General features: G+C 52.3%; 14 protein-coding genes. 6 read left to right on the top strand and 8 right to left on the bottom strand.

The features are described 5' to 3' along the window. Positions 1-12: 12 nt before the first annotated feature. The gene (locus HQ49_RS08365) at positions 13-1,629 is read left to right on the top strand and encodes an ABC-F family ATP-binding cassette domain-containing protein (protein WP_018965776.1); all 1,617 of its coding nucleotides are present in this window, start codon (positions 13-15) and stop codon (positions 1,627-1,629) included. A 135-nt stretch (positions 1,630-1,764) separates the two neighbouring features. Here HQ49_RS08365 and HQ49_RS08360 read toward each other — a convergent pair whose 3' ends face one another. The 3 genes from HQ49_RS08360 to HQ49_RS11470 form a co-directional block, all read right to left on the bottom strand. Next, positions 1,765-2,709 carry a 2-dehydropantoate 2-reductase gene (locus HQ49_RS08360; RefSeq protein WP_039419508.1) on the bottom strand — a complete coding sequence of 315 codons (945 nt, stop codon included), beginning with the start codon at positions 2,707-2,709 and terminating at the stop codon, positions 1,765-1,767. Positions 2,710-2,722: 13 nt separating this feature from the next. After that, a complete protein-coding gene (locus HQ49_RS08355; RefSeq protein ID WP_039419478.1) occupies positions 2,723-8,440 on the bottom strand; it encodes an alpha-2-macroglobulin family protein in 5,718 nt (1,905 codons plus the stop codon). A gap of 73 nt (positions 8,441-8,513) precedes the next feature. Further along, positions 8,514-8,723, bottom strand: a complete 210-nt coding sequence (locus HQ49_RS11470; RefSeq protein ID WP_230587310.1) for a DUF1661 domain-containing protein — start codon at positions 8,721-8,723, stop codon at positions 8,514-8,516. On the opposite strand from HQ49_RS11470, the gene HQ49_RS12260 reads away from it, so the two are divergent. The 5 genes from HQ49_RS12260 to abc-f all read left to right on the top strand — a co-directional run bounded on the left by HQ49_RS12260 (position 8,655) and on the right by abc-f (position 14,026). Continuing rightward, positions 8,655-8,843 (top strand): hypothetical protein, encoded by a 189-nt coding sequence (locus tag HQ49_RS12260; RefSeq protein WP_039444518.1) that lies wholly within the window; start codon positions 8,655-8,657, stop codon positions 8,841-8,843. The two genes, HQ49_RS11470 and HQ49_RS12260, sit on opposite strands and share 69 nt — an antisense overlap. Positions 8,844-8,875: 32 nt before the next feature. After that, the gene (gene ruvX / locus HQ49_RS08350; protein WP_018965779.1) at positions 8,876-9,292 is read left to right on the top strand and encodes a Holliday junction resolvase RuvX; all 417 of its coding nucleotides are present in this window, start codon (positions 8,876-8,878) and stop codon (positions 9,290-9,292) included. Positions 9,293-9,398: 106 nt separating this feature from the next. Next, positions 9,399-9,968, top strand: a complete 570-nt coding sequence (gene def, locus HQ49_RS08345; protein ID WP_018965780.1) for a peptide deformylase — start codon at positions 9,399-9,401, stop codon at positions 9,966-9,968. A gap of 36 nt (positions 9,969-10,004) precedes the next feature. After that, positions 10,005-12,092, top strand: coding sequence for a tetratricopeptide repeat protein (locus HQ49_RS08340; RefSeq protein WP_039419476.1), 2,088 nt, complete (start codon positions 10,005-10,007; stop codon positions 12,090-12,092). Then, positions 12,089-14,026, top strand: coding sequence for a ribosomal protection-like ABC-F family protein (abc-f, locus tag HQ49_RS08335; protein ID WP_039419475.1), 1,938 nt, complete (start codon positions 12,089-12,091; stop codon positions 14,024-14,026). Before HQ49_RS08340 ends, abc-f begins: the two co-directional genes overlap by 4 nt. Positions 14,027-14,272: 246 nt before the next feature. Here abc-f and pflA read toward each other — a convergent pair whose 3' ends face one another. The 5 genes from pflA to HQ49_RS08310 form a co-directional block, all read right to left on the bottom strand. Beyond that, complete coding sequence (gene pflA, locus HQ49_RS08330; RefSeq protein WP_039419474.1) at positions 14,273-15,013, bottom strand: pyruvate formate-lyase-activating protein; 741 nt, start codon at positions 15,011-15,013, stop codon at positions 14,273-14,275. A 198-nt stretch (positions 15,014-15,211) separates the two neighbouring features. Beyond that, the gene (gene pflB, locus HQ49_RS08325) at positions 15,212-17,446 is read right to left on the bottom strand and encodes a formate C-acetyltransferase (RefSeq protein ID WP_039419473.1); all 2,235 of its coding nucleotides are present in this window, start codon (positions 17,444-17,446) and stop codon (positions 15,212-15,214) included. A 181-nt stretch (positions 17,447-17,627) separates the two neighbouring features. Beyond that, positions 17,628-18,917 carry an MFS transporter gene (locus HQ49_RS08320; protein WP_026292323.1) on the bottom strand — a complete coding sequence of 430 codons (1,290 nt, stop codon included), beginning with the start codon at positions 18,915-18,917 and terminating at the stop codon, positions 17,628-17,630. Positions 18,918-18,952: 35 nt separating this feature from the next. After that, a complete protein-coding gene (locus tag HQ49_RS08315) occupies positions 18,953-19,912 on the bottom strand; it encodes a 2-hydroxyacid dehydrogenase family protein (protein WP_039419472.1) in 960 nt (319 codons plus the stop codon). 227 nt (positions 19,913-20,139) lie between these two features. Further along, positions 20,140-20,862, bottom strand: coding sequence for a T9SS type A sorting domain-containing protein (locus HQ49_RS08310; protein ID WP_018965158.1), 723 nt, complete (start codon positions 20,860-20,862; stop codon positions 20,140-20,142). Positions 20,863-20,875 lie beyond the last annotated feature (13 nt).

Raw genomic sequence — 20,875 nt, 5'->3', positions numbered from 1 at the left:
AAGCATATAATAATGATTACAGTCAATGACCTGAGTGTCCAGTTCGGCAAGCGAATACTTTTCCAAGACGTAAACCTCACTTTCACCCCCGGTAACTGCTATGGTATCATCGGTGCCAACGGCGCGGGCAAATCCACTATGCTGCGCGTGATCAGCAAGCAGCTCGATCCTACACGCGGGACGGTAACCTTAGGACCGGGCGAGCGTCTTTCAGTGCTGAGTCAGGATCACTTTGCTTTCGATGAGAATACAGTGATGGATACCGTGCTGATGGGGCACTCCGTCCTCTGGGCTATCATGGAGGAGAAGAATGCGCTCTACGCCAAACCGGACTTCAGCGACGAAGACGGCACACGCGTGGCGGAGCTGGAGGACAAATTCGCCGAAATGGAAGGCTGGAATGCCGAGAGCGATGCAGCCATGTTGCTGAGCGGACTTGGCATCAAAGAGGATCTGCACTATATGCTGATGAAGGATCTGAGCGGAAAGCAAAAGGTGCGTGTATTACTGGCGCGCGCCCTATACGGTAAGCCCGACAACCTTCTGCTCGACGAGCCGACGAACGACCTCGACCTCGAGACCGTTTCTTGGTTGGAAAACTATCTGAGCAACTTCGAAAACACTGTGCTCGTCGTAAGCCACGACCGCCACTTCCTCGATTCGGTTTGCACCCATACGGTGGACATCGACTTCGGCAAGGTGCAACAGTTCAGCGGCAACTACAGCTTCTGGTACGAATCCAGCCAGCTCGCTCTGCGCCAGCAACAGCAGCAAAACAAGAAGGCAGAAGAGAAGCGTAAGGAGTTGGAAGAGTTTATCCGCCGCTTCAGTGCCAATGTGGCTAAGAGTAAGCAAACGACGAGCCGCAAGAAGATGCTCGAAAAGCTCAACGTCGAAGAGATTACTCCCTCTTCCCGTCGCTATCCGGGTATTCTCTTTACACCCGGTCGCGAACCCGGCAATAAGATTTTGGAAGTAAAGGGGCTGACGAAGAGTATCGAGGGACAACTTCTTTTCCGTGATCTGAATTTCAATGTCGAAAAGGACGACAAGATTGTCTTTATCAGCCGAGATCCTCGTGCGATGACCGCCCTGTTCAGCATTATCAACGGAGAGATGACGCCCGATGAAGGCACTTACGAATGGGGGCAAACCATTACCACAGCTTATTTGCCGTTGGACAACTCGAGCTATTTCAATACGGATCTGAATCTCGTGGAGTGGTTGTCCCAGTTTGCCAAGGACACGAACGAAGTTTATCTCAAAGGTTTCCTGGGCCGTATGCTATTCAGCGGAGAGGAGATTCTCAAAAAGGCATCCGTTCTTTCCGGAGGGGAAAAGATGCGTTGCATGATCTCCAAGATGATGATGCTGGATGCCAATACACTCGTTTTAGACACGCCGACCAACCACCTCGACCTCGAATCCATTCAGGCATTCAACAATACGCTCAAGACCTATCGCGGCAATGTTCTCTTCGCCAGCCATGACCATGAATTTATCCAGACTGTGGCCAACCGTATCATCGAGCTGACACCGAATGGAATCATAGACAAGATCATGGACTACGATGACTACATCACCGATCCGATCGTAGCAGAGATGCGCCAGAAGCTATACGGCCAATAAGCGTCTATTTCGGTCGCAAAGAGACATACAAGCAAAGGAGAGGGGAGACAAACCCGAGAAGCATAATGGCTGCAACAGCCTGCTTTCCTTCGGGTTTGTCTCCCCTCTCGCTTTATCTATCGTTGTTTCTTCGGATCAGCTCGCGGTTCGGCTTACCAACTCCCTGTACATCCGCTTATACACCGGCAGATCCACACGGAGAGCTTCGGCCTCACGCACGACATAGCCGGTCAGCGTCTCCACCTCCGTGGATCCGCCCCGCAAGAAATCGCTGTGCATAGACGAAGTACTTTCGGGAGGCATCTTCCGCTGTTTGTCCAGTAGCTGTTGGACTACATCGTCCGGGACTTGCCCGTATTTGGCACGGAAAAGCTCGGCCACCTCTTCCAATAAAGACAGCAGCTCAGGCTCGTGCTCGGTCAAAACAGAGCCGATAGGCTTATCGAAGTAGGCCGTAGCGGTAGCCGTTACGGAGATCATCATGAATTTCTTCATAATGTACCAATCGATGTCGGTCGGATTATATGCACGAATACCCGCGGCAGTAAGCAGTTCGGCAAGGCGCACCTCATCATCCGTCTGCTCGGGAAGTCCCGAACCGAAATAGAAAAGTTCGCGATCAGCCTCCAGCGTGATTAAACCGGGAGCACTCTTGCGAGCAGAAATATAGACACATCCTTTCCATACGACCGTATCGGGCAGATAGGTACGCATGCGTTCGGCTATGTCTGCACCGTTGAGCAAGGGCAGGATCTTCGTGTTCGGCCCGATCATCGGACGGATTTCTGCTACTCCCTTCTCCATGTCATAGTCCTTGGTACAAAAGAGGATATAATCGACCGTGCCGACTTCGGCAGGATTATCCGTGACGCAGGTAGGACGAGCAAGGAAATCTCGTGAGGGAGTGACCACTCGCAGACCCCCTGCCGCACGGATGGCATCCAAATGCGCTCCGCGCGCTATCCATGAAACTTCGAGGAGGCCGTCCGTCGCAGCTGCATGGAGGGCAAGCATGGCTCCGTAGTAGCCACCTACCCCACCGAGTCCGAATACGGCGATTTTGATTGGTTGTTGGTTCATTTGCTTCTTTAGTTTATTGAGTATTTGCGACCGGAACTGTTTGCAGCTGTCTGCCGCCATCGGTATGACCGGTAAACTCCGGCGCATAGGCACTGCTCACGGTAGCGATACCCGAGGCATAAGCTCCCGAACGAACCACAACGGTGGAGTATTGGAGCTTGTAGGATCCTCTTACCAGACGGTCGAAATAGAAACGCGTGCTGCTATCCTTTATTTCCCTGTAGTAGAACGTTCCGGCTGCATAATCATAACCGGAAAGTTGGCCGATAGGTTCCACCGCAGCCGCTCGCTTATCCGTCAGGACGATAAAATCCATATCGCGATCAAGCGTAATGGTCAGTTGCGTCACGAGCCGTTTGCCAACTTCCAGCCGATCGTCCTCTTGCAGAGGAATGAGTGTTAGCTTGCCATCTATCACCTGCTCGGAGAAAAGCTGCTTCTCCACCGACAGGCCATTACCCGTAGCCACGAGATCCGCTGCCGGCGCATCGTATTCTGCCAGGAAAGAAGTCCATGCAAAGCCTTTGCCCGAACGAGCAAGTTCTGCACTTAGTTTGCCTTGCGGAAGATCTTCCACCGCAGCTATCCTACTTTCGCCTGCACCGGCAAATGTGCCCGACAAGGCAGGTATAGGAGCTTGGACAGACACAGTAGCCTCTTCCATTTGTTCTTTTCCTGCACCTAACAAGAGAGCATATACCGCATCGGAAGAAGCCGGCAGACTCGGCCAAAGCTGAGTTCTTTTCTGATTGAGGAGCCACATCTGCAAGCCTTCGATACGAGAGCTGTCCTCAGGTGTACCGATACGAGCGAAGGCTTCGATCGCCTCCGTCTGCATACCATAGCGACGGTCGCACCAGTAATAACCGCCCGAAGGCAGTGCGAAGTGCGCGCCCTGATCCGGTGTGCGGATGATATGCTCACGGATAGAACGGAGGAAATCATCGGCCAGTGCCTTACGCCCTACACCGTGGAGTACGATGGCAGCTCGCGGCATATCCAAAATGGAAATATGCGGAAGGGATCGGCCGAGTATATCGAGGAAATACTTGCGGGCAGCATGACCGCGAGAGCCGGGGTTGCGACTGTCGAGCGTAAGCAGATAGAGATAGTTGAGTGCTCGTTCCGGCAGTATTTTGTACTTACTCTTGGATTTCTTTTCGTATTCCTTCATTCTATCCATCAGTCGTGAGGCAGCATCATCGAGAGCATTCCACCCCATACGCTTCACCGCCTGAAATACCTTATGCTCCGGTGCAGCGGTAAGAGCGGAGAGACGTACCAGCATCGTCATCACATAGTCCGTCAGATAATCGTTGGATGACATCTCAGGATGCCAAGCCCACGAACCGTCAGACTTTTGCAGCCTTTTCAGTTTGTCAGTCAGCATCTGCTCCGTCCATGTCAGACGATCCGAAGCCACGAGAGCCTGCAAACGCTGACGATTGTTCTGTTCGGCCAGCATCTCCGCACGCCAAGGCAATTCGTCCGAGGACAAGGGCGATTTTTGTAAAGCGAGTGTATCCAAAGGCTGCGCCAAGTAGTGCCGCAAACTCTCACCCAAAGCAGGAGCATGCAGCAAGCGACCCGAAACGAGGGCAGCAGCAATACTATTGGCATAAAGAGCCGAAGCCACCGAAACGGCATCTTCCTCTTGTACATCAGTCATCACGGGCAAGGCCTGTACGGCCACCCAAAGCGGATTGCTCACCACCTGAAGAGCCATTGTACCCATAGCCGGTCTGCCGTTGCGATGGGGGAATAGACTATCCAGATCCACCGTTTGGGACTGTCCGCCGTAGAGAATCAGCGGTATGGTCTCCACCACTCGCTCCGTAGCCGGCAGTTGCACGATCGAGTGTTGCTCTCCATCGCTGAAGTCTTGGCTTTCGGCTAAGAAACGTACACCCAGAGCATCATATCCGGAGACAGGATCGAGCGGAAACGACACCGTAACCGTACCACCGGCTTCCACCGAGAACGGAAGCCTCTCGCCGCCCAATAGCTTGTCGGTAGCAGGGTCGAACAGTTCCATGCGGACGAAGCCCTGCTGCATCGTCTCGCTCTGGTTCCGAATAGAAGCCGAGGCAGTACCCTTGTCTCCCATTCTCAGGAATCGTGGCAAATTGGGTGTAAGCATAAAGTCTTTCCGCACCTCCACGCTTTCGTCTTTCATGCCCAACCGCATATCCTTCGTATGTGCAAAGAGGAGCAAGTGCCAGCGCGTCAGTGTCTCCGGCAGCGTGAAAGACCAGGAGACTTCACCCCGTTCGTCCGTCAGCAATGCCGGTTCGAAGAATGCAGTCTCAGCGAAATTGGTACGCAGCGAGGGCTGTTCAATCCGAGGTTCCTGCGATTTAGGTTTTGCTTCATTTGCGGCATCTGCCCGAGCAGCTTCCACCGCCATCGGGAAAGCATCGACCGATTTGGCTCGCGAAACTCCATATCCCAATATCACCGGTTCATCATAATAATCCGAAGACACATATCTATAACCGGTAGCAGACCAGAGACAGAGTTGGGGAGTTTTGAAAACAGGGTGTTTGAAACCGACTTGCACGTAAGAATCCTCCACAGATCCCGACACCCGATACCCGCTATTCGGGAAAGACAACCTAACCAAAGAAGCCGGAGAGTCGGCAAAAGAGAAGAATCGGGAGGAGAAAACAGAACTGTGCACGATCTTATCAAGAGCAGCATCGTACATCCAAGCAGCCATCATGGTATGAGAGAGCGGTTTGCCCTCCGCATCGGCGAGACGGAGCTTCCATGTCTCTTTCTCGCCGGGTCGGAGCTTGTCGCGGAAAGTACTCCACGACATCTTTATCTCTCGCTTGGGCAGTCTGCGTTCCAGATCTATGCTTCGACTATACAGCTTCCCTCCGTATACATAATAGAGAGAAACATTCATACTCTCCGGCAACGGAGCTGCCGGAAGCATCGGCACTATCTCGACGATCTCACCCGGCCGGCAAGCGATCATCTCCCTTTCGATGAATCGGCCTGCCTGAGTCAGGTCGTAGAACAGATACAACTCCTGAGCATCCGCATCCTTGGGAGTGGCACCGACCAGGATGCGGGCAGGGCGGTGACTGTCGTATTTCTCCTCCGCCACATATGTCCAAAGGCCTTGGGAGGGATTCGACAACTGACGATCTTTCGGACGGAAGAGATAAACGTCCTTCGTAACAAAGTCGGAATCCTCTCCGCCACTCTCGCCAAAACGCAATCGGTACTGTCCCGAAGGCAACTTGCCCCATTCGGCCGGAGCAGGCGTCACCACACCTGAAGCTGCGGTATAAAGCCGACCGATACGTTCATTGTTGCTATCGCACAGGAAGTAAGCGATGGATCCCTGCACCGTCTGTCCGGAAGTATTGGTAAGGGTGAATGTCAGATCCGGCAGATCGGTGGCAAGCCAGTTGTCTTCGTTGGCACGAATATATTTACCCACTTGGACATCCACCCTCTTGGGTTCTTTTCCCACGGGTATTCGGAGTACGGCGGTCTGCGTCTCGCCACCGGGGGCGGTCACATCTGCCGATAGCGTGTAGAGGAAGTAGGAATAGTCTTCCCGCCCTTCCGGCCGAGACAGCGAAACAGGTATGACGAAGTACCCCGATTCATCGACCACTGCCTCACCGGTCTGTACGATCTTATCGGCCACAGGCCTACCCCACCACCAACGCGTATAGGGGGTCAGGCTGAGCCGGTAGTTCACCGTAGCTCCTCGCATACCGATTCCGGTAAAGGTCTTGGCTTCGCCCCGTATGCGGAGGGAGTCGCCCATAGCGTATGCAGCATCGGGACTCCGGAGACCGACTTCGAATGTAGGCCGCTTGTACTCTTCCACACTGAAGGGATATGTATTCCCCTCCACTCGTAGTGCGAACAGGCCATTCAAGATCCCTGCCGGGAGGTCGAAGCTACCGGAGAAACGTCCCATCTCATCTGCCTCGCATAGCAGCCGACCGATCTCCTTGAAGTTAGCATCTTGCAGCACGACTTCAACTTCCGATCCACCGATGGCACGTGCGTCCTCCACGGCATAACCTATCCGGTCGCACTGCCCGAAGAAAAGGACTCTCTGCCCGGGACGATAGATGGCGCGATCCGTGGAGACGATATACTTGCGCTCATTCTTCTTGGAAAGATCCACCTGATCCTGTTTGTAGGTGTAAGCAGAAACAACGGGATGCGAGCGGTCACCGTCGGTATAGGGGAAGAAGCAATTGTAGCTTTTCGGCAGATCGATCCGGCCATACCGATCCGTGGGAGAAAGGGTATGAACCGATGGGCCTGTAGAATAACGCATGGAAGCATCCACCGATGCGCCCTCCACGGGCTTGCCCGTCAGCGCATCGAGTACCTGCACACCCGGCATGGCCTGCTGAGCGAGGAAGAAGAGATCCGATACATGGAGCAGACTGTATTGGGGCACCGGCTTGGTCTCTTCGAGTACACACTGCTCTGCCGAGGCTTTCACCAGATAGACCCCCTTGGGCAGATCCGGAAGTGTACAGCGGATCGAATCCATTTTCATATCGGCCCGGCCCTGTGTCCGGATGCTTTCCGTCCAAACAGGTGTTCCTTTCGCATACGAGTGCAGATCCTCCTGCTTTATACCAGCAGCTTGCAAGGCATTCATTTTCAGTCTGTACAGACTGATGAGGACAGTGCCGACATTGCGCGATGCAATCCGCATGCTCTTCGGAAGACGTGTATGCAGCCGGAGAGGATAGTCGCACTTGACGAAAGAAGCCAAAATACACGAAGCCCGAGAGTTTTTCAGCAGGTTGATACGAGGAGCCTCCGGATACTTGGACAGATAGCTGTTGCACAGATCGAGAGCAGATATATAGTCCTCTTCATTGCAGTAAGCATTCACCCGTCTGTCCACCAAATCGATTACATCGGGGAGATCCGAATACGCTGCTATCAGCTCGTCCATCCGACGATAGGAAGCTGCATCATCGAGCTTTCGACACCGCTTCTCGTAGTCCAATCGGTCGGTCTCCATCTCGAGACGCTCACGTCTGTCAGAGAGATAAGATGCTGCTTGGCGCAGTTCCTGTTCGAGAGCATGCGAAATCTTTTCGTCAGCTTCCGAACTGCTACCGACAGCAAGGGCAAGGACGGATATACAGCTCTGATAGAGCGAACGGGGAGGTGCATCACATTCTTTCGGTTGGGATTCGAACAAAGGACGGAAGTCCTCCGTTCGGGCTTGCAGGAGGGCTTTGCGATAGGAAAGGAATGCATCGAAATCTCGCAGGAAAGCGTCTTCGAACAGCTTTTCGCTCCATAGGCTCAGACGATTGTCTTTCGGATTGCCTTGGACTGCATCCATCATATACGCAGGCCCGAGCTGTCGGTATCGCATATACATCCTCAGTCGCATGAAGAGAATCATGGCCCGATCCACGGGTCTGATCCATGTGGCTTGCATGAGCTTGTCGAGGTCGTTCATCAACGACTCCTCGGGATAGTCGTTGATGTCGTTCTCCGGATCGTCATAGAGGAACAGGCTGTGCAGAAGCATGGGCACATCACGGCGAGATTCGGCCATCACCCTGATCTTCTTCAGCGTCTCAGCCACCTTGCGCGGACGGCGTTCCTGACGGTATTGTTCCAGCTCCTTTTCCAAGGTAGCATAAGGATTCTGTGCATTCATTGCAGTAAGACCGATAGTCAAAGCAAGAAATAGACTGAAGATAACTCGTATGTTCATCGTACTGTCGCTTTGGTATTTGACATATTACCCCAAATATATGGAAAGTATTGTCTCGTTGTAAACCAGCCTGTTATCGAATATCCACCCTGTCCAATGAGGCTGACACCGCCACGGGATGCAGTCCGCACACCGAGGTTCGGGCGAGAAGGCTTTGCCCCCTTAGGCGGCAGGGCGAGAGAAAAACAAAAATGGTGCGTAAAAAACGTGGCTTATGGTGGTGAAAAACGTGGCGCGAGATTTTTTTCGTTTTGGTTCGGGAATGAAAAATTTTTCGCGCCAAAACGAAAATGTTTTGGCGCGTGTTTTCAGTAATTGCGGGGCGGCAATTCGGGCGTTTGCGGTTCGTGTTTTTTCGGTTCAGGAATGCGCTGCAGAATCCAAAGGGAATCGAAAAGAATAGAACTGGCTTTAGTTTCGTATTTTTGCACGGATATGGGACGAATACTGGCTATCGACTACGGACGCAAAAGGACGGGACTTGCCGTCACCGACCCGCTGAAAATCATTCCGGGCGGACTGACCACAGTACCCACCCATACGCTGCTGGACTTCCTGCGCGACTATGTCGGTCGGGAGCCGGTGGAGCGTTTCGTGCTGGGACTGCCGCGCCGGATGAACTACGAAGAGTCCGAATCGATGTCCTATATCCGCCCCTTTGCCGTTAAACTTGCCCAGGCCTTCCCCTCTATACCTATAACGTACGTGGACGAACGCTTCACTTCGCGCATGGCGCAGAGAGCCATTCTGGAGGCCGGGATAGGCAAGATGAAACGGCGGGACAAGGCACTGGTGGACGAGGTCAGCGCAGTCATCATCCTACAGTCGTATCTGGACAATCCCGAGAGATGAACGAGACGATCCCCCCTCCCCTGTTTTGGGACGGGGTGGTAGCGATCCCCACCAAAAGACAAGAGAAAAGACAATCACAAAGACACAACGACTATTCAATAGAATCATGTTTCTTCCCATCTACCTATACGGACATCCGGTGCTGAGAAAAGTAGCAGAAGATATAACTCCGGACTATCCCAAACTGAAAGAGCTGATAGCCAACATGACGGAGAGCATGTACCACTCCGACGGCATCGGCTTGGCAGCTCCTCAAATAGGCTTACCCATCAGGGTACTCGTGATCGATGCCGATCCGCTGAAAGAGGATTACCCCGAATGTGCCGGATTCAAGCGCGTGATGATCAACGCCCATATCGAAGAGCGAGGCGAAAATCTCTGCACCGAATACGAAGGCTGCCTCAGCCTTCCGGCCATACACGAGAAGGTGGAACGCCCCACCTCCATCCGCATTCGCTATGTGGACGAGGACTTTCAGCCGCACGAAGAGGTGCTCCACGGCTTTGCGGCAAGAGTGGTACAGCACGAATACGACCATATCGACGGGAAGCTCTTCATCGACCACATCAGTCCGATACGCAAGCAGCTGATCAAAGGGAAGCTGCAAAATATCATCAAAGGCAACGTGCGGACTTCGTACCGCGTAGTGACAGCTCCGACCGGCAAAAAGCGGTAAGCCGTAGCCGAATCCATTTCTCCCCGGTTCCTGATTATGACATTCAAACGCTCCTTATTCTTCCTCCTGCTCCTGCTCTCTGTGGCTACAGCTCGGGCGCAGATAGACGTCGATCGGGTGATCACGATCGGGCGCAACGCTCTCTACTTCAACGACTACGTGGTGAGCATCGGGTACTTCAACCAAGTGGTAGGCCTGCGCCCATGGATGGCCGAGCCTTACTTCTATAGGGGAATAGCCAAGATCAGTCTGGAAGACTATACAGGGGCGGAAGCCGATGCTTCGGCCTGCCTGCAGCGCAATGCGCTCATCCCCAAAGCATATCTTCTTCGGGGCGTGGCACGGCAGAATCTGGGCAAGATCGATTCGGCCATTCAGGACTACCGCCGCGGATTGGAGCTGATGCCGAACGATGAGGGCATGCTGGTGAATCTGACCGGAGTGCTCACCGACAGCAAACGCTACGCCGAAGCACGGGAAGGGGTAGCCGAGCTGCTCAGATTCTACCCCAAAAGCAAGCAGGCACATATAGCTCTCAGCGCAATAGAGCTGGGCGAACAGGATACCGCGGCAGCCATTCGCGAACTGAACGAGGTGCTTCGGATGGACTCTCTCTTTGCTCCTGCCTATTCGCAGATGGCCATGCTGCACCTCAAGAGCAAGCGCAACGCAGAGGCTATGGCAGCTCTGGACAAAGCCATAGAATTGGAGCCGAGCGAACTGTCCAACTATATCAACCGTGGTGTCATCCGCTACCAATCGAACGACTTGCGTGGAGCCATGGACGACTACAGCCACGTCGTTCGCCAAAAGCCGAACGACAAGCTGGCACGTTTCAACCGTGCCTTGCTCCGCTCCTACCTCGGCGACGTGAACAATGCCATCGAGGACTTCGATGTGGTGATCCGTCTGGAGCCGGAGAACTATCATGCGCTCTACAACCGTGCCATCCTCCTTGCGCAGATCAACGAGAACCGAAAAGCCATCGCCGACTTCGACAAAGTGCTGGGGCACTATCCCGACTTTGTCGTGGGCTACTATGCTCGCTCCCAAGCTAAAAAGGCATTGGGCGACACTCGCGGAGCCGAACGGGACTACTGGCGCGCCTTCGACATAGAGAAAGCGGCACAGGGCAAGACCAAAAACACGAAAAAAAGCAGCTCTTCGACTTCAGCCAAAGAGACACGTGAGGACAGCGACGAAACGATAGAGAAGTTCAACCTGCTGGTCGTATCCGAGAAATCCTCCGAGAAACGCACACGCTATTCCAGTCGGATACGTGGGCGGATTCAGGACAACGACGTAGAGGTACAGCCTTCGCCGCTATTCGTCCTCAGCTACTACGAGCAGTCTTCTTCCGATGAAGTGCCGCGCATCTACTATTCGGAAGCCATTACCCGCTTCAACGATAAGAAGGTTCTGCCCAAGCGACTCAAGCCGATCAACCGTGAGGTGGCTCTGAGTCAAGAGCAGGTGGCCTATCACGAACAGGACATAACGGAAATATCAGAGAGGACTGCCGGCAATGCCGACATGTGTTTCCGCCGTGCTTTGGACTATATGCTGATACAGAATTTGGAGCAGGCTATCGCCGATTTCGATCAGGCCGTAGAGCTGAACAAGCAGTTTGCCCTCGCATACTTCGGACGAGCCATAGCACGTGCCAAGCTGATCGAGGCCCGTCAGGGAGCCTCCTTTATCCACCAAGAGGCCGAAACGGTGAATGTCACGACAAAAGCTCTGATCACGACACCGCGAACCAATGCGATGGGCGTACCGGTGGCAGCCGATGCCCCTGAGCGTAAGCCTGCCATATCGGATGTGGACGGTGAGCTGGTGATGCGCGATCTGAACCGCACGATCGAGCTGGATCCGAATTTTGCCTACGCCTACTACAATCGTGCCATACTGTTGGCCAGACGAGGCGATACGGATGCTGCCCTGTCGGACTACGACCGCGCCATCAAAGCCTATCCGGAGTTTGCCGATGCTTATTTCAATCGCGGTCTGCTGTTGCTTTCGCGCGGAAAGGCCAAAGAAGGCATCGCCGATCTGAGCCGGGCAGGCGAATACGGCCTCTACAAGGCGTACAACATCATCAAACGAATGAGCGCGAAGTCATGATCTCCGTCAATAATCTGACTGTCGATTTCGGCATCCGTCTGCTCTTCGATCAGGTATCATTCGTCATCAACAGGCGCGACCGTATCGCCCTTGTAGGGAAGAACGGTGCCGGCAAGAGTACGCTGCTCAAGCTGATTGCCGGCATGGAAGAACCGACATCCGGACACATAGCACGCCCCAAGGGGATCCGCATAGGCTACCTGCCGCAGGTGATGCGTTTACAGGACGGACGCACGGTTTACGAAGAGGTCGAACAGGCTTTCAACGATATTCGCCAAATAGAGGTAGAGGTACAGCGTCTGTCCGATGAGATGGCCGGACGTACGGACTACGAATCGGAGGACTATATCCGGCTGATAGAGCATTATACGAATATGAGCGAGACCCTCTCTCTCATGCAACAGGGCAACTATCATGCCGCGATCGAACAGACCCTGATCGGATTGGGCTTCGGCCGGGAGGACTTCCACCGCCCCACAGCCGATTTCAGCGGAGGATGGCGTATGCGGATAGAGCTGGCCAAACTCCTGCTCCAACGCCCCGAAGTATTGCTGCTCGACGAGCCGACCAATCACCTCGACATCGAATCCATCGGCTGGCTGGAGCAGTTCATCGCCACCAATGCAGGAGCCGTTATCCTCGTATCCCATGACAGGGCATTCATCGACAATACCACGACACGCACTATCGAAATAGAACTGGGACATATATACGACTACAAGACCAACTACAGCCACTATGTGGAGCTGCGCGAAGAGCGACTGCGGCAGCAGCTGCGAGCCTATGAGAATCAGCAGAAGATGATCCGCGATACGGAGGACTTCATCGAACGATTCAGATACAAGGCCACAAAGTCCGTACAGGTACAGAGCCGCATCAAGCAGTTGGAGAAGGTGGAGCGCGTGGAGATAGACGAGCGGGATCGTTCGGCATTTCACTTCCGTTTCATTCCGGCACAGCCTTCCGGTAGTTATCCGCTAATAGTGGATGATTTGGCCAAGGCTTATGGCGATCATCGGGTATTTTCCGGAGCCACATACACCATCGAAAGAGGCGAAAAGGTGGCTTTCGTAGGCAAAAACGGTGCCGGCAAAAGTACCATGGTCAAGTGTATCATGGGAGAGCTGACAGACTACACCGGCAAGCTCGAACTGGGGCACAATGTAGAGCTGGGCTACTTTGCCCAAAACGAAGCCCAGGAGCTAAGGGGGGATCTCACCGTATTCGACACGATAGACCGCGAGGCCGTGGGCGACATCCGTCTGCGTCTGAACGATTTGCTCGGGGCTTTCCTCTTCGGAGGCGAAGCATCGGAGAAGAAAGTAAGCGTTCTGAGCGGAGGAGAGCGAGCACGATTGGCTATTATCAGGCTTTTGTTACAGCCGGCTAACTTCCTTATTCTCGATGAGCCGACCAATCACCTCGATATGCGTTCGAAGGATGTACTGAAAGAAGCGATCAGGAACTTCGATGGGACGGTGATCGTAGTTTCTCACGACCGCGAGTTCCTCGATGGGCTTGTCAGCAAGGTGTATGAATTTGCCGATGGACGGGTGAACGAACACCTCGGAGGCATATACGACTATCTCCGGACTCGCCGTATGCAGACACTGACGGAGCTGGAGCGAACCACTATGATCGAAACCAAAAACACACGGGAGGCGATACCCGAAACGGAAGCCAAAGCGGACTACCGTCGGCAGAAAGAAGTAGCCAAACAGCTGCGTACATTGGAGCGAACCGTAGCAGCCTGCGAGGAGCGGATCGGAAAATTGGAGTCGGAATTACAGGCAATAGAGGTGCAACTACATGATCCGAAGCATGCGACCGATGCGAATCTGTTCGAGCGATACGCCCGCATGAAGCAAGAACTCGAAAAGGCCATGGAGGACTGGGAACAGGCTTCCGAAGCTTTATCCGAAGCCCAAGGATAATTTCAATGTCTCCGCCCCTTATCTCCTCGCCACCTTTCCCAAAAGACGATCTCGCTACCAATCCATAGAAGCCGGGACGACCTTTCACATCCGTCCGAATGCCTTTGATTTTCGCACCGTCTTTATCTCCTTTTTTCCGGTTGTAAGTACAATGAAGATCCGTAAAGCGGTAGAAAAGGGTTCTTCGGATTATTCTGGAGGGTTCAAGAATGGACTGCTCCGAAGAAGATAAAAGGAAAAAGCGTGCTATTGGGCCCAGACACAAGGGAAATAAGCCTCCAATCGATCCACAATTTGATCTATTTCCTCATGGCTCGGCTCCCGGACACCATCCAGTTGGTATTCCCAACCAAGAGCTTCGTATTTGTGCTTCCCGTAGGTATGATACGGCAATACTTCTACACGATCGATATTGGAGAAGCGAGAAAAGGCCTGTCCCAGTCGATCTATGTCTTCCGGCGAGTCGCTATAGCCAGGCACAACGACGTAACGCAATCGAACCGGTTTCTTCATCTCCGACAGCAGCTCGGCAGTCTTCAGGGTAACGGTGTTCTGCCGGCCGGTAAGAATGCGGTGACGATCGGCATTGAGCTGCTTGCAATCGAGAAGAACCATATCTACAGTTTCGAACAGGACTTGTGTATCACGATTCATGATACTGCCGTTCGTGTCGATGCAGATATGAATATCGTTGAGCTTCAGCTCCCGACAGAGAGGAATGAGGGCCTTGGCTTGTAGTGTGGGTTCTCCGCCGGAGAACGTGATGCCACCACGACGACCGAAAAAGGCTTTTTCAGAGAGTGCTCTTCGGAGGATTTCATCGCCCGGCAAGAATTTGGTTTTTTCGCATTCTCGAGCGATAGTATCCGGATTGGCACAGTAGAGACAGCGGAAGTTACAGCCCTGCAGGAAGGCTACAAGACGTAATCCCGGGCCGTCGAATGTCCCCATAGATTCGAAAGAATGGACGCGTATTACAGGGAGCATATTTGGTTTTTCGTCATTTGTTTTGGAAAAGTATGTAGAGGCTGCATCGGGCTTTCATCCTGCCCGACACAGCCTCTTGAAAGGTTTTGGGGATATTCTCCTTGTCATCCGAGATGGCTTTCTAAGAGATCCCCGACGATCCGAATCGGATCGGTCTTGTTTTTGCCGAATGGCATTCTGCTTGGAGGCAGCTATCCGTTAGCGCATTCTCTGGTGGAAGCTGCGAGAGATTACCTCCAGCTGGTGCTCACGAGAGAGACGTACGAAGTTCACGGCATAGCCACTTACTCGGATAGTCAGCTGCGGATAGTTCTCAGGATGTTCCATGGCATCCATAAGCATATCGCGGTTCAGTGCATTCACGTTGAGGTGGTGTGCGCCCTTAGAGAAGTAACCGTCCATCATGCCAACGAGGTTTTCCACACGCTCTTCCTGATTGGATCCGAGTGAATGGGGTACGATCGAGAAGGTGTTAGAGATACCATCCTCTGCATCGCGATAGTCCAACTTGGCAACGGATGTCAGCGAAGCAATGGCTCCATTCTCGTCACGTCCGTGCATGGGATTGGCTCCAGGAGCAAAGGCTACGCCCTTGGCGCGTCCGTCGGGAGTAGCACCCGTCTTCTTGCCATACATGACGTTGGACGTGATCGTGAGCACAGAGAGAGTGGGTTGTGCATTCTTGTAGATAGGCAGCTCCTTGAGCATCTTAGAGAAGAGATGCGTTACTTCCTTCGCTATCATATCCACGCGGTCATCGTCATTGCCGTAGCAAGGATATTCGCCTTGGGTGTCGAATCCCTCGGTAAGCCCTTCCGCATTGCGGTGTGGAGTCACCTTGGCATATCGTATGGCCGAGAGCGAGTCTGCTACGATGGACAAACCTGCTGCTCCATAAGCGAGATTGATAGTCGGATCCGTATCGATAAAGGCCATTTGTGCACGTTCGTAGTAATACTTGTCGTGCATATAATGGATGATATTCATGGACTCATTGTAGACACGTGCCACCTGCTTAAGTACGAGCTTATAGTTAGCCATCACCTCATTATAGTCCATCGGCGATTGATGCTTGAGCGCAGGTATGCCCGGAATCATGAGCGTTCCAGTATTCTCGCAGCGACCTTCATTGATAGCCAGCAAGAGGGCTTTAGCCAAGTTGGCACGAGCACCGAAGAACTGGATCTGCTTGCCAATCTCTTGGAAAGATACGCAGCATGCGATACCGTAGTCATCGGAATTACGAGTTGAACGCATCAGGTCATCGTTTTCATATTGGATAGAAGACGTGTCGATAGATACTTGTGCACAGAAATCCTTGAAGCCCTGCGGGAGATCCAAGCTCCAGAGTACGGTGATGTTGGGTTCGGGACTCGGTCCGAGATTGTAGAGCGTCTGGAGGAAGCGGAAGCTGGTTTTGGTCACCTTGTGACGACCGTCTGCCAATCTACCTCCGATGGCTTCAGTTACCCAAGTGGGGTCGCCGGCAAAGATGTCGTTGTACGACTCCATACGCAGGTGACGTACCATGCGCAGTTTGATCACGAATTGGTCTATCAGCTCCTGAGCATAGCTTTCATCGATAAGACCCTTGTCGAGATCGTGGCTGATATAAATGTCGAGGAAGGAAGACACATTACCAAGACTCATGGCTGCACCATCCTGCTCTTTCACTGCTGCCAGATAAGCGAAATACACCCATTGAACAGCTTCCTGTGCGGTATAAGCGGGGCGGCTCACGTCATATCCGTAAGTGGCGGCCATATCCTTGATCTCATGGAGGGCACGGATCTGCTCGCTCACCTCTTCACGCAGACGAATGCGCGCCTCTGTCATCGGACCGGTCAGATCGTGAAGGTCTGCTGTCTTGGCTTCTACAAGACGGTCGATACCGTAAAGGGCCAAACGACGATAGTCACCGATCACACGACCACGTGCGTAATTGTCAGGCAGACCTGTCAAGAATCCAAGTGAACGGAAAGAACGGATTTCTTCCGTATAGGCATCGAATACCCCGTCGTTATGCGTCTTGCGATAATGTTTGAATATCTTTTCTACTTCCGGGTCCATTTCCAACCCGTTTTCGTTAAGAGCTTTTTTAACGACCTGATAGCCTCCGAACGGTTTCATGGCACGACGTAGTAGAGCATCTGTCTGAAGGCCTACGATGGTCTCATTATCGCGATCGATATAGCCGGCTGCGAAAGCATTGATTCCTGATACGGTGTGAGCATCGATAGAGCGTACTCCATTGTTGGCGCGTTCTTCTGCCAAAGCTTTCACACAGGCATCCCATACTTTTTTGGTTCGTTCCGTAGGAGGACAAAGGAAGGAAGCATCTCCATCATAGGGGGTAACGTTATGGAGGACAAAGTCGCGAACGTTAATTTCGTTCTGCCAAAGTCCGGCCTTGAAGTCTTTAGTTTCAGTCATTTTTTCTAATAGTTAAGCAATGGTTACGTTTATGATTTTTCTCATTTCGCGGACGAAGATAGTAAGAAGATTGAGGAGATAATGCAGTCTGCAATCCCCTTTTATAGGTAAAATGCAAAACAGCTCTGCACCACCGTGCAGAGCCATTCTACTCATTTGTCTGAAAATGTGAAACTTACGATCAAGCCACGGGAATATCCTTATTTACATTGCGATAGCCTGCCAAAGCATAATAAAGCAGAAATACCAATGACAAAACGATCACCCAGTAGCTATTGATATAGCCGACCCAGTCTGCAAAATAACCTTGGATCAGAGGCAAAATACCTCCACCGCAAACCATAACCATAAAGAAGCCGGAAGCTGCTTCGGTATATTTCCCGAGACCTTCCACCGCGAGGTTGAAAATACCTCCCCACATGACAGAAGTACAAAGACCGCAAAGCACAAGGAAAACGATACTCATCGGTATGGTGTTAAGGCCGAATGATATATCAGAGCGGAAAACCGGCATAGAGGCTTGTAGTCCGATCGGGGTAAAGATAGCAGCCAGGACGAGAATTATTCCCAATGAGGATACAAAAGTCAGCATAGCCTTACTGGAGACTTTTGCCCCCACCGCAGCTCCGACCATGCGTCCGATCAGCATCAGGAACCAATACGTCCCTACGACAGAGCCGGCAATCGTAGCATCAAAGCCCAAGCCACCTTTGTCGAGAGAGGAAGTCATGTACTTATTGATAAAATCCTGAATGCTTACTTCTATCCCCACATAAAGGAATATGGCTATCGTACCCAATACGAAATGACGGAAGGCAAAAGGACTATGCGGCAGCTTCTCCGTACTGCTGTTTTTCGTGACGGCCGGCTCGGGAATATTGACGAAATAAAGCACTACAAATGCAAGTGCAAAAATGCACATGGCCAAGATAATAGCAGGATAAGCCTGCTTGATATTGGCCTGCTGTACATTGCTGCCGATAAAATAGCCTACGAGCACAGGGACGAGCGTTGCCATCAGGGAGTTGAAAGAACCTCCCACCTGAATAAGTTGGTTGCCTCGGTTGCCACCTCCGCCCAACGTGTTGAGCATCGGATTGACTACCGTATTGAGCATACACATGGAGAAACCGGCCACGAATGCACCGGTCAGATAAACAGCAAAGCTGCCCATCTCTCCGGACAGGAGTTGTATCCCTATACCAACAAATCCGACAGCAATGGCCGACAAGGCTGTCTGCTTATAACCGATTCGCTGGAGCAGCATTCCCGCAGGATAGCCCATAAAGGCATAAGCGATGAAATTGGCAAAATAGCCGAGTGTGGCCATGAAGTTGGATGTCTGAAACTGATTTTTGACAATGACTCCCATCGGACTAGCCAGACCTGTGACGAAAGAGATCATCCCGAAGAGGGCGATCATCATGATAATGGGCAGAAGAAAGTTTCTGTTCTGTTGAGTTGTATTCATCTTCTATATGGATTAATTAGTTATTGCAGACGGAATCAGTTTACACGGCTGATGGGACGATCGCCTTGCAAAAAGCCAAGGACATTATCGCAAAGCTCATGTACCATCTCGACACGAGAGTCATAGGTTTGGGTTCCGATATGAGGCGTCAGACTGACGTTGTCCATCGTGAAGAGTTCGGGGGAGGGTATGTCGTTATTCTCGAACACATCCAGTCCGGCAGCTGCAATACGCTTTTCACGCAGTGCCTCTACCAAAGCTCGCTCGTCCACCACGGCGCCACGAGCCGTATTGATCAGTATAGCCGTGGGCTTCATCATCGAAAGCTCCGCTGCTCCGATCAGGTGTCGGGTATCAGGAGTCAGAGGAGTATGAAGCGAGAGGACATCGGATTGGCGAATCAGATCGTCTTTCTCAGCAAAGGTGACCCCCTGAGCCTTCTCTTCGGCTTCGCCCAGTCGAGTACGCTTGTTGTAGAGGACGTTCATCCCAAACGCCTTGCATCGGCGGGCTACTGCCGCTCCAATATTGCCATATCCCAAGACACCCAAAGTCTTGCCGTAGAGGTTTACTCCCAAACGACAGAGACGTCCCCGCCCCACCGCTTCGCCATCGTGGCGGAAAAGTCTGTCCCACTCGGCAATACGGCGTGTACAGCTTAGGAGCAACGCCAACGCCAGATCCGCGGTAGGCTCTACTACCGCACGCGGAGTATTCGTCACAACGATACCTTTCGACGTGGCATATGCCACGTCGATATTGTTGTAACCGACAGCATAGTTAGCGATCAACTTAAGTGATCGGCCTCTCTCGATCAAATCTTTGCCGATCGGAATGTCGAACACCGAGCAGAGGACATCGCAATCGGCAATGCGCTCTGCAATTTCCTCTTGCGTAAAGTCACGCCCTTTCGGAGGGAAAATCACATCGTGATGAGCGGTAAGCCGATCGAATCCTTCGGTTACCGTGTCAAAAGCCACTAATATCTTTGCCATGATTATAACGTATGCTGCCCGCACCGAGAGACCAAATGCCTACTCCTTGCATAATTGATCCATTGCAAAGATGAGCTAAGCCTAATCCTCTATCGGACAGTTTGTACCGGAAAATATATAACGAAGAGGCTGCCCCGAAGTCAATATCGAACTCCGAGGCAGCCTCTTTTGTCAGGAGGGAAAACCCTCAGCCTCCATATCTGGAGGCTTCGAGCAGACTCCCTTTATTACTTAATCAGATACTTCTGAACGAATGCAGGCTTGCCTCCTTCTGTGATGCGGAAGATATGCACACCGCGCTGCAAACGTACCGGGAGCGTGTAAGAGCCTGATCCTGCGGGCAGCTGAGAGGTGAATACCTTTACGCCCAAAAGATTGTACACTTCAAGGGCAAGACGCTTGCCATTGCTGTTATACTGCAATGTACAAGTATTGCCGCTTTGGATAAGACTTATACGCTCCAACCCGATGTTGGTCAAGCCCGTGCCACCACCTTTGTACTTGAAGTTGACATTAACGGTAGCGAGCTCTGTGCCCGGGGCACCGCTTTCGGGGAAGCAACTAAAGGTGAAAGCACCTGTATGTCCCTCATTAGAAACAGGGAATGCATAATGCAAAGAGAAGAACTCTCCTTCACCATCAAGACCTTCCACTACAGGAGAAACAGGAACATCCTCCTGCATGCACTGGCCGAAACAGAGGGTGAAGTGTCCGCCTCCGATCATTTCTTGCTTGGTGATCTTGCCAATTACGTTGATAGGTGTAGCGGATTGATTGATAACATTTCCGGTTATATCCATGGTCTCCGTGCCACCTTCTGTCGTAAAAGCTGTGATATCTACAGTGGCATTGTTTTCCAAGATGGCATCTCCCACCTTGATCACAACTTGTGCATTGAGGGCGGCAACCAAACCGATCAACAATGCGATACTGATAAAGATTTTCCTCATATTTCTTTTTTTG

The organism is Porphyromonas gulae, from assembly GCF_000765945.1.
GTDB lineage: Bacteria > Bacteroidota > Bacteroidia > Bacteroidales > Porphyromonadaceae > Porphyromonas > Porphyromonas gulae.
Note: the sequence above shows the minus strand (reverse complement) of the source record. Positions and strands in the feature narration are given on the sequence as shown.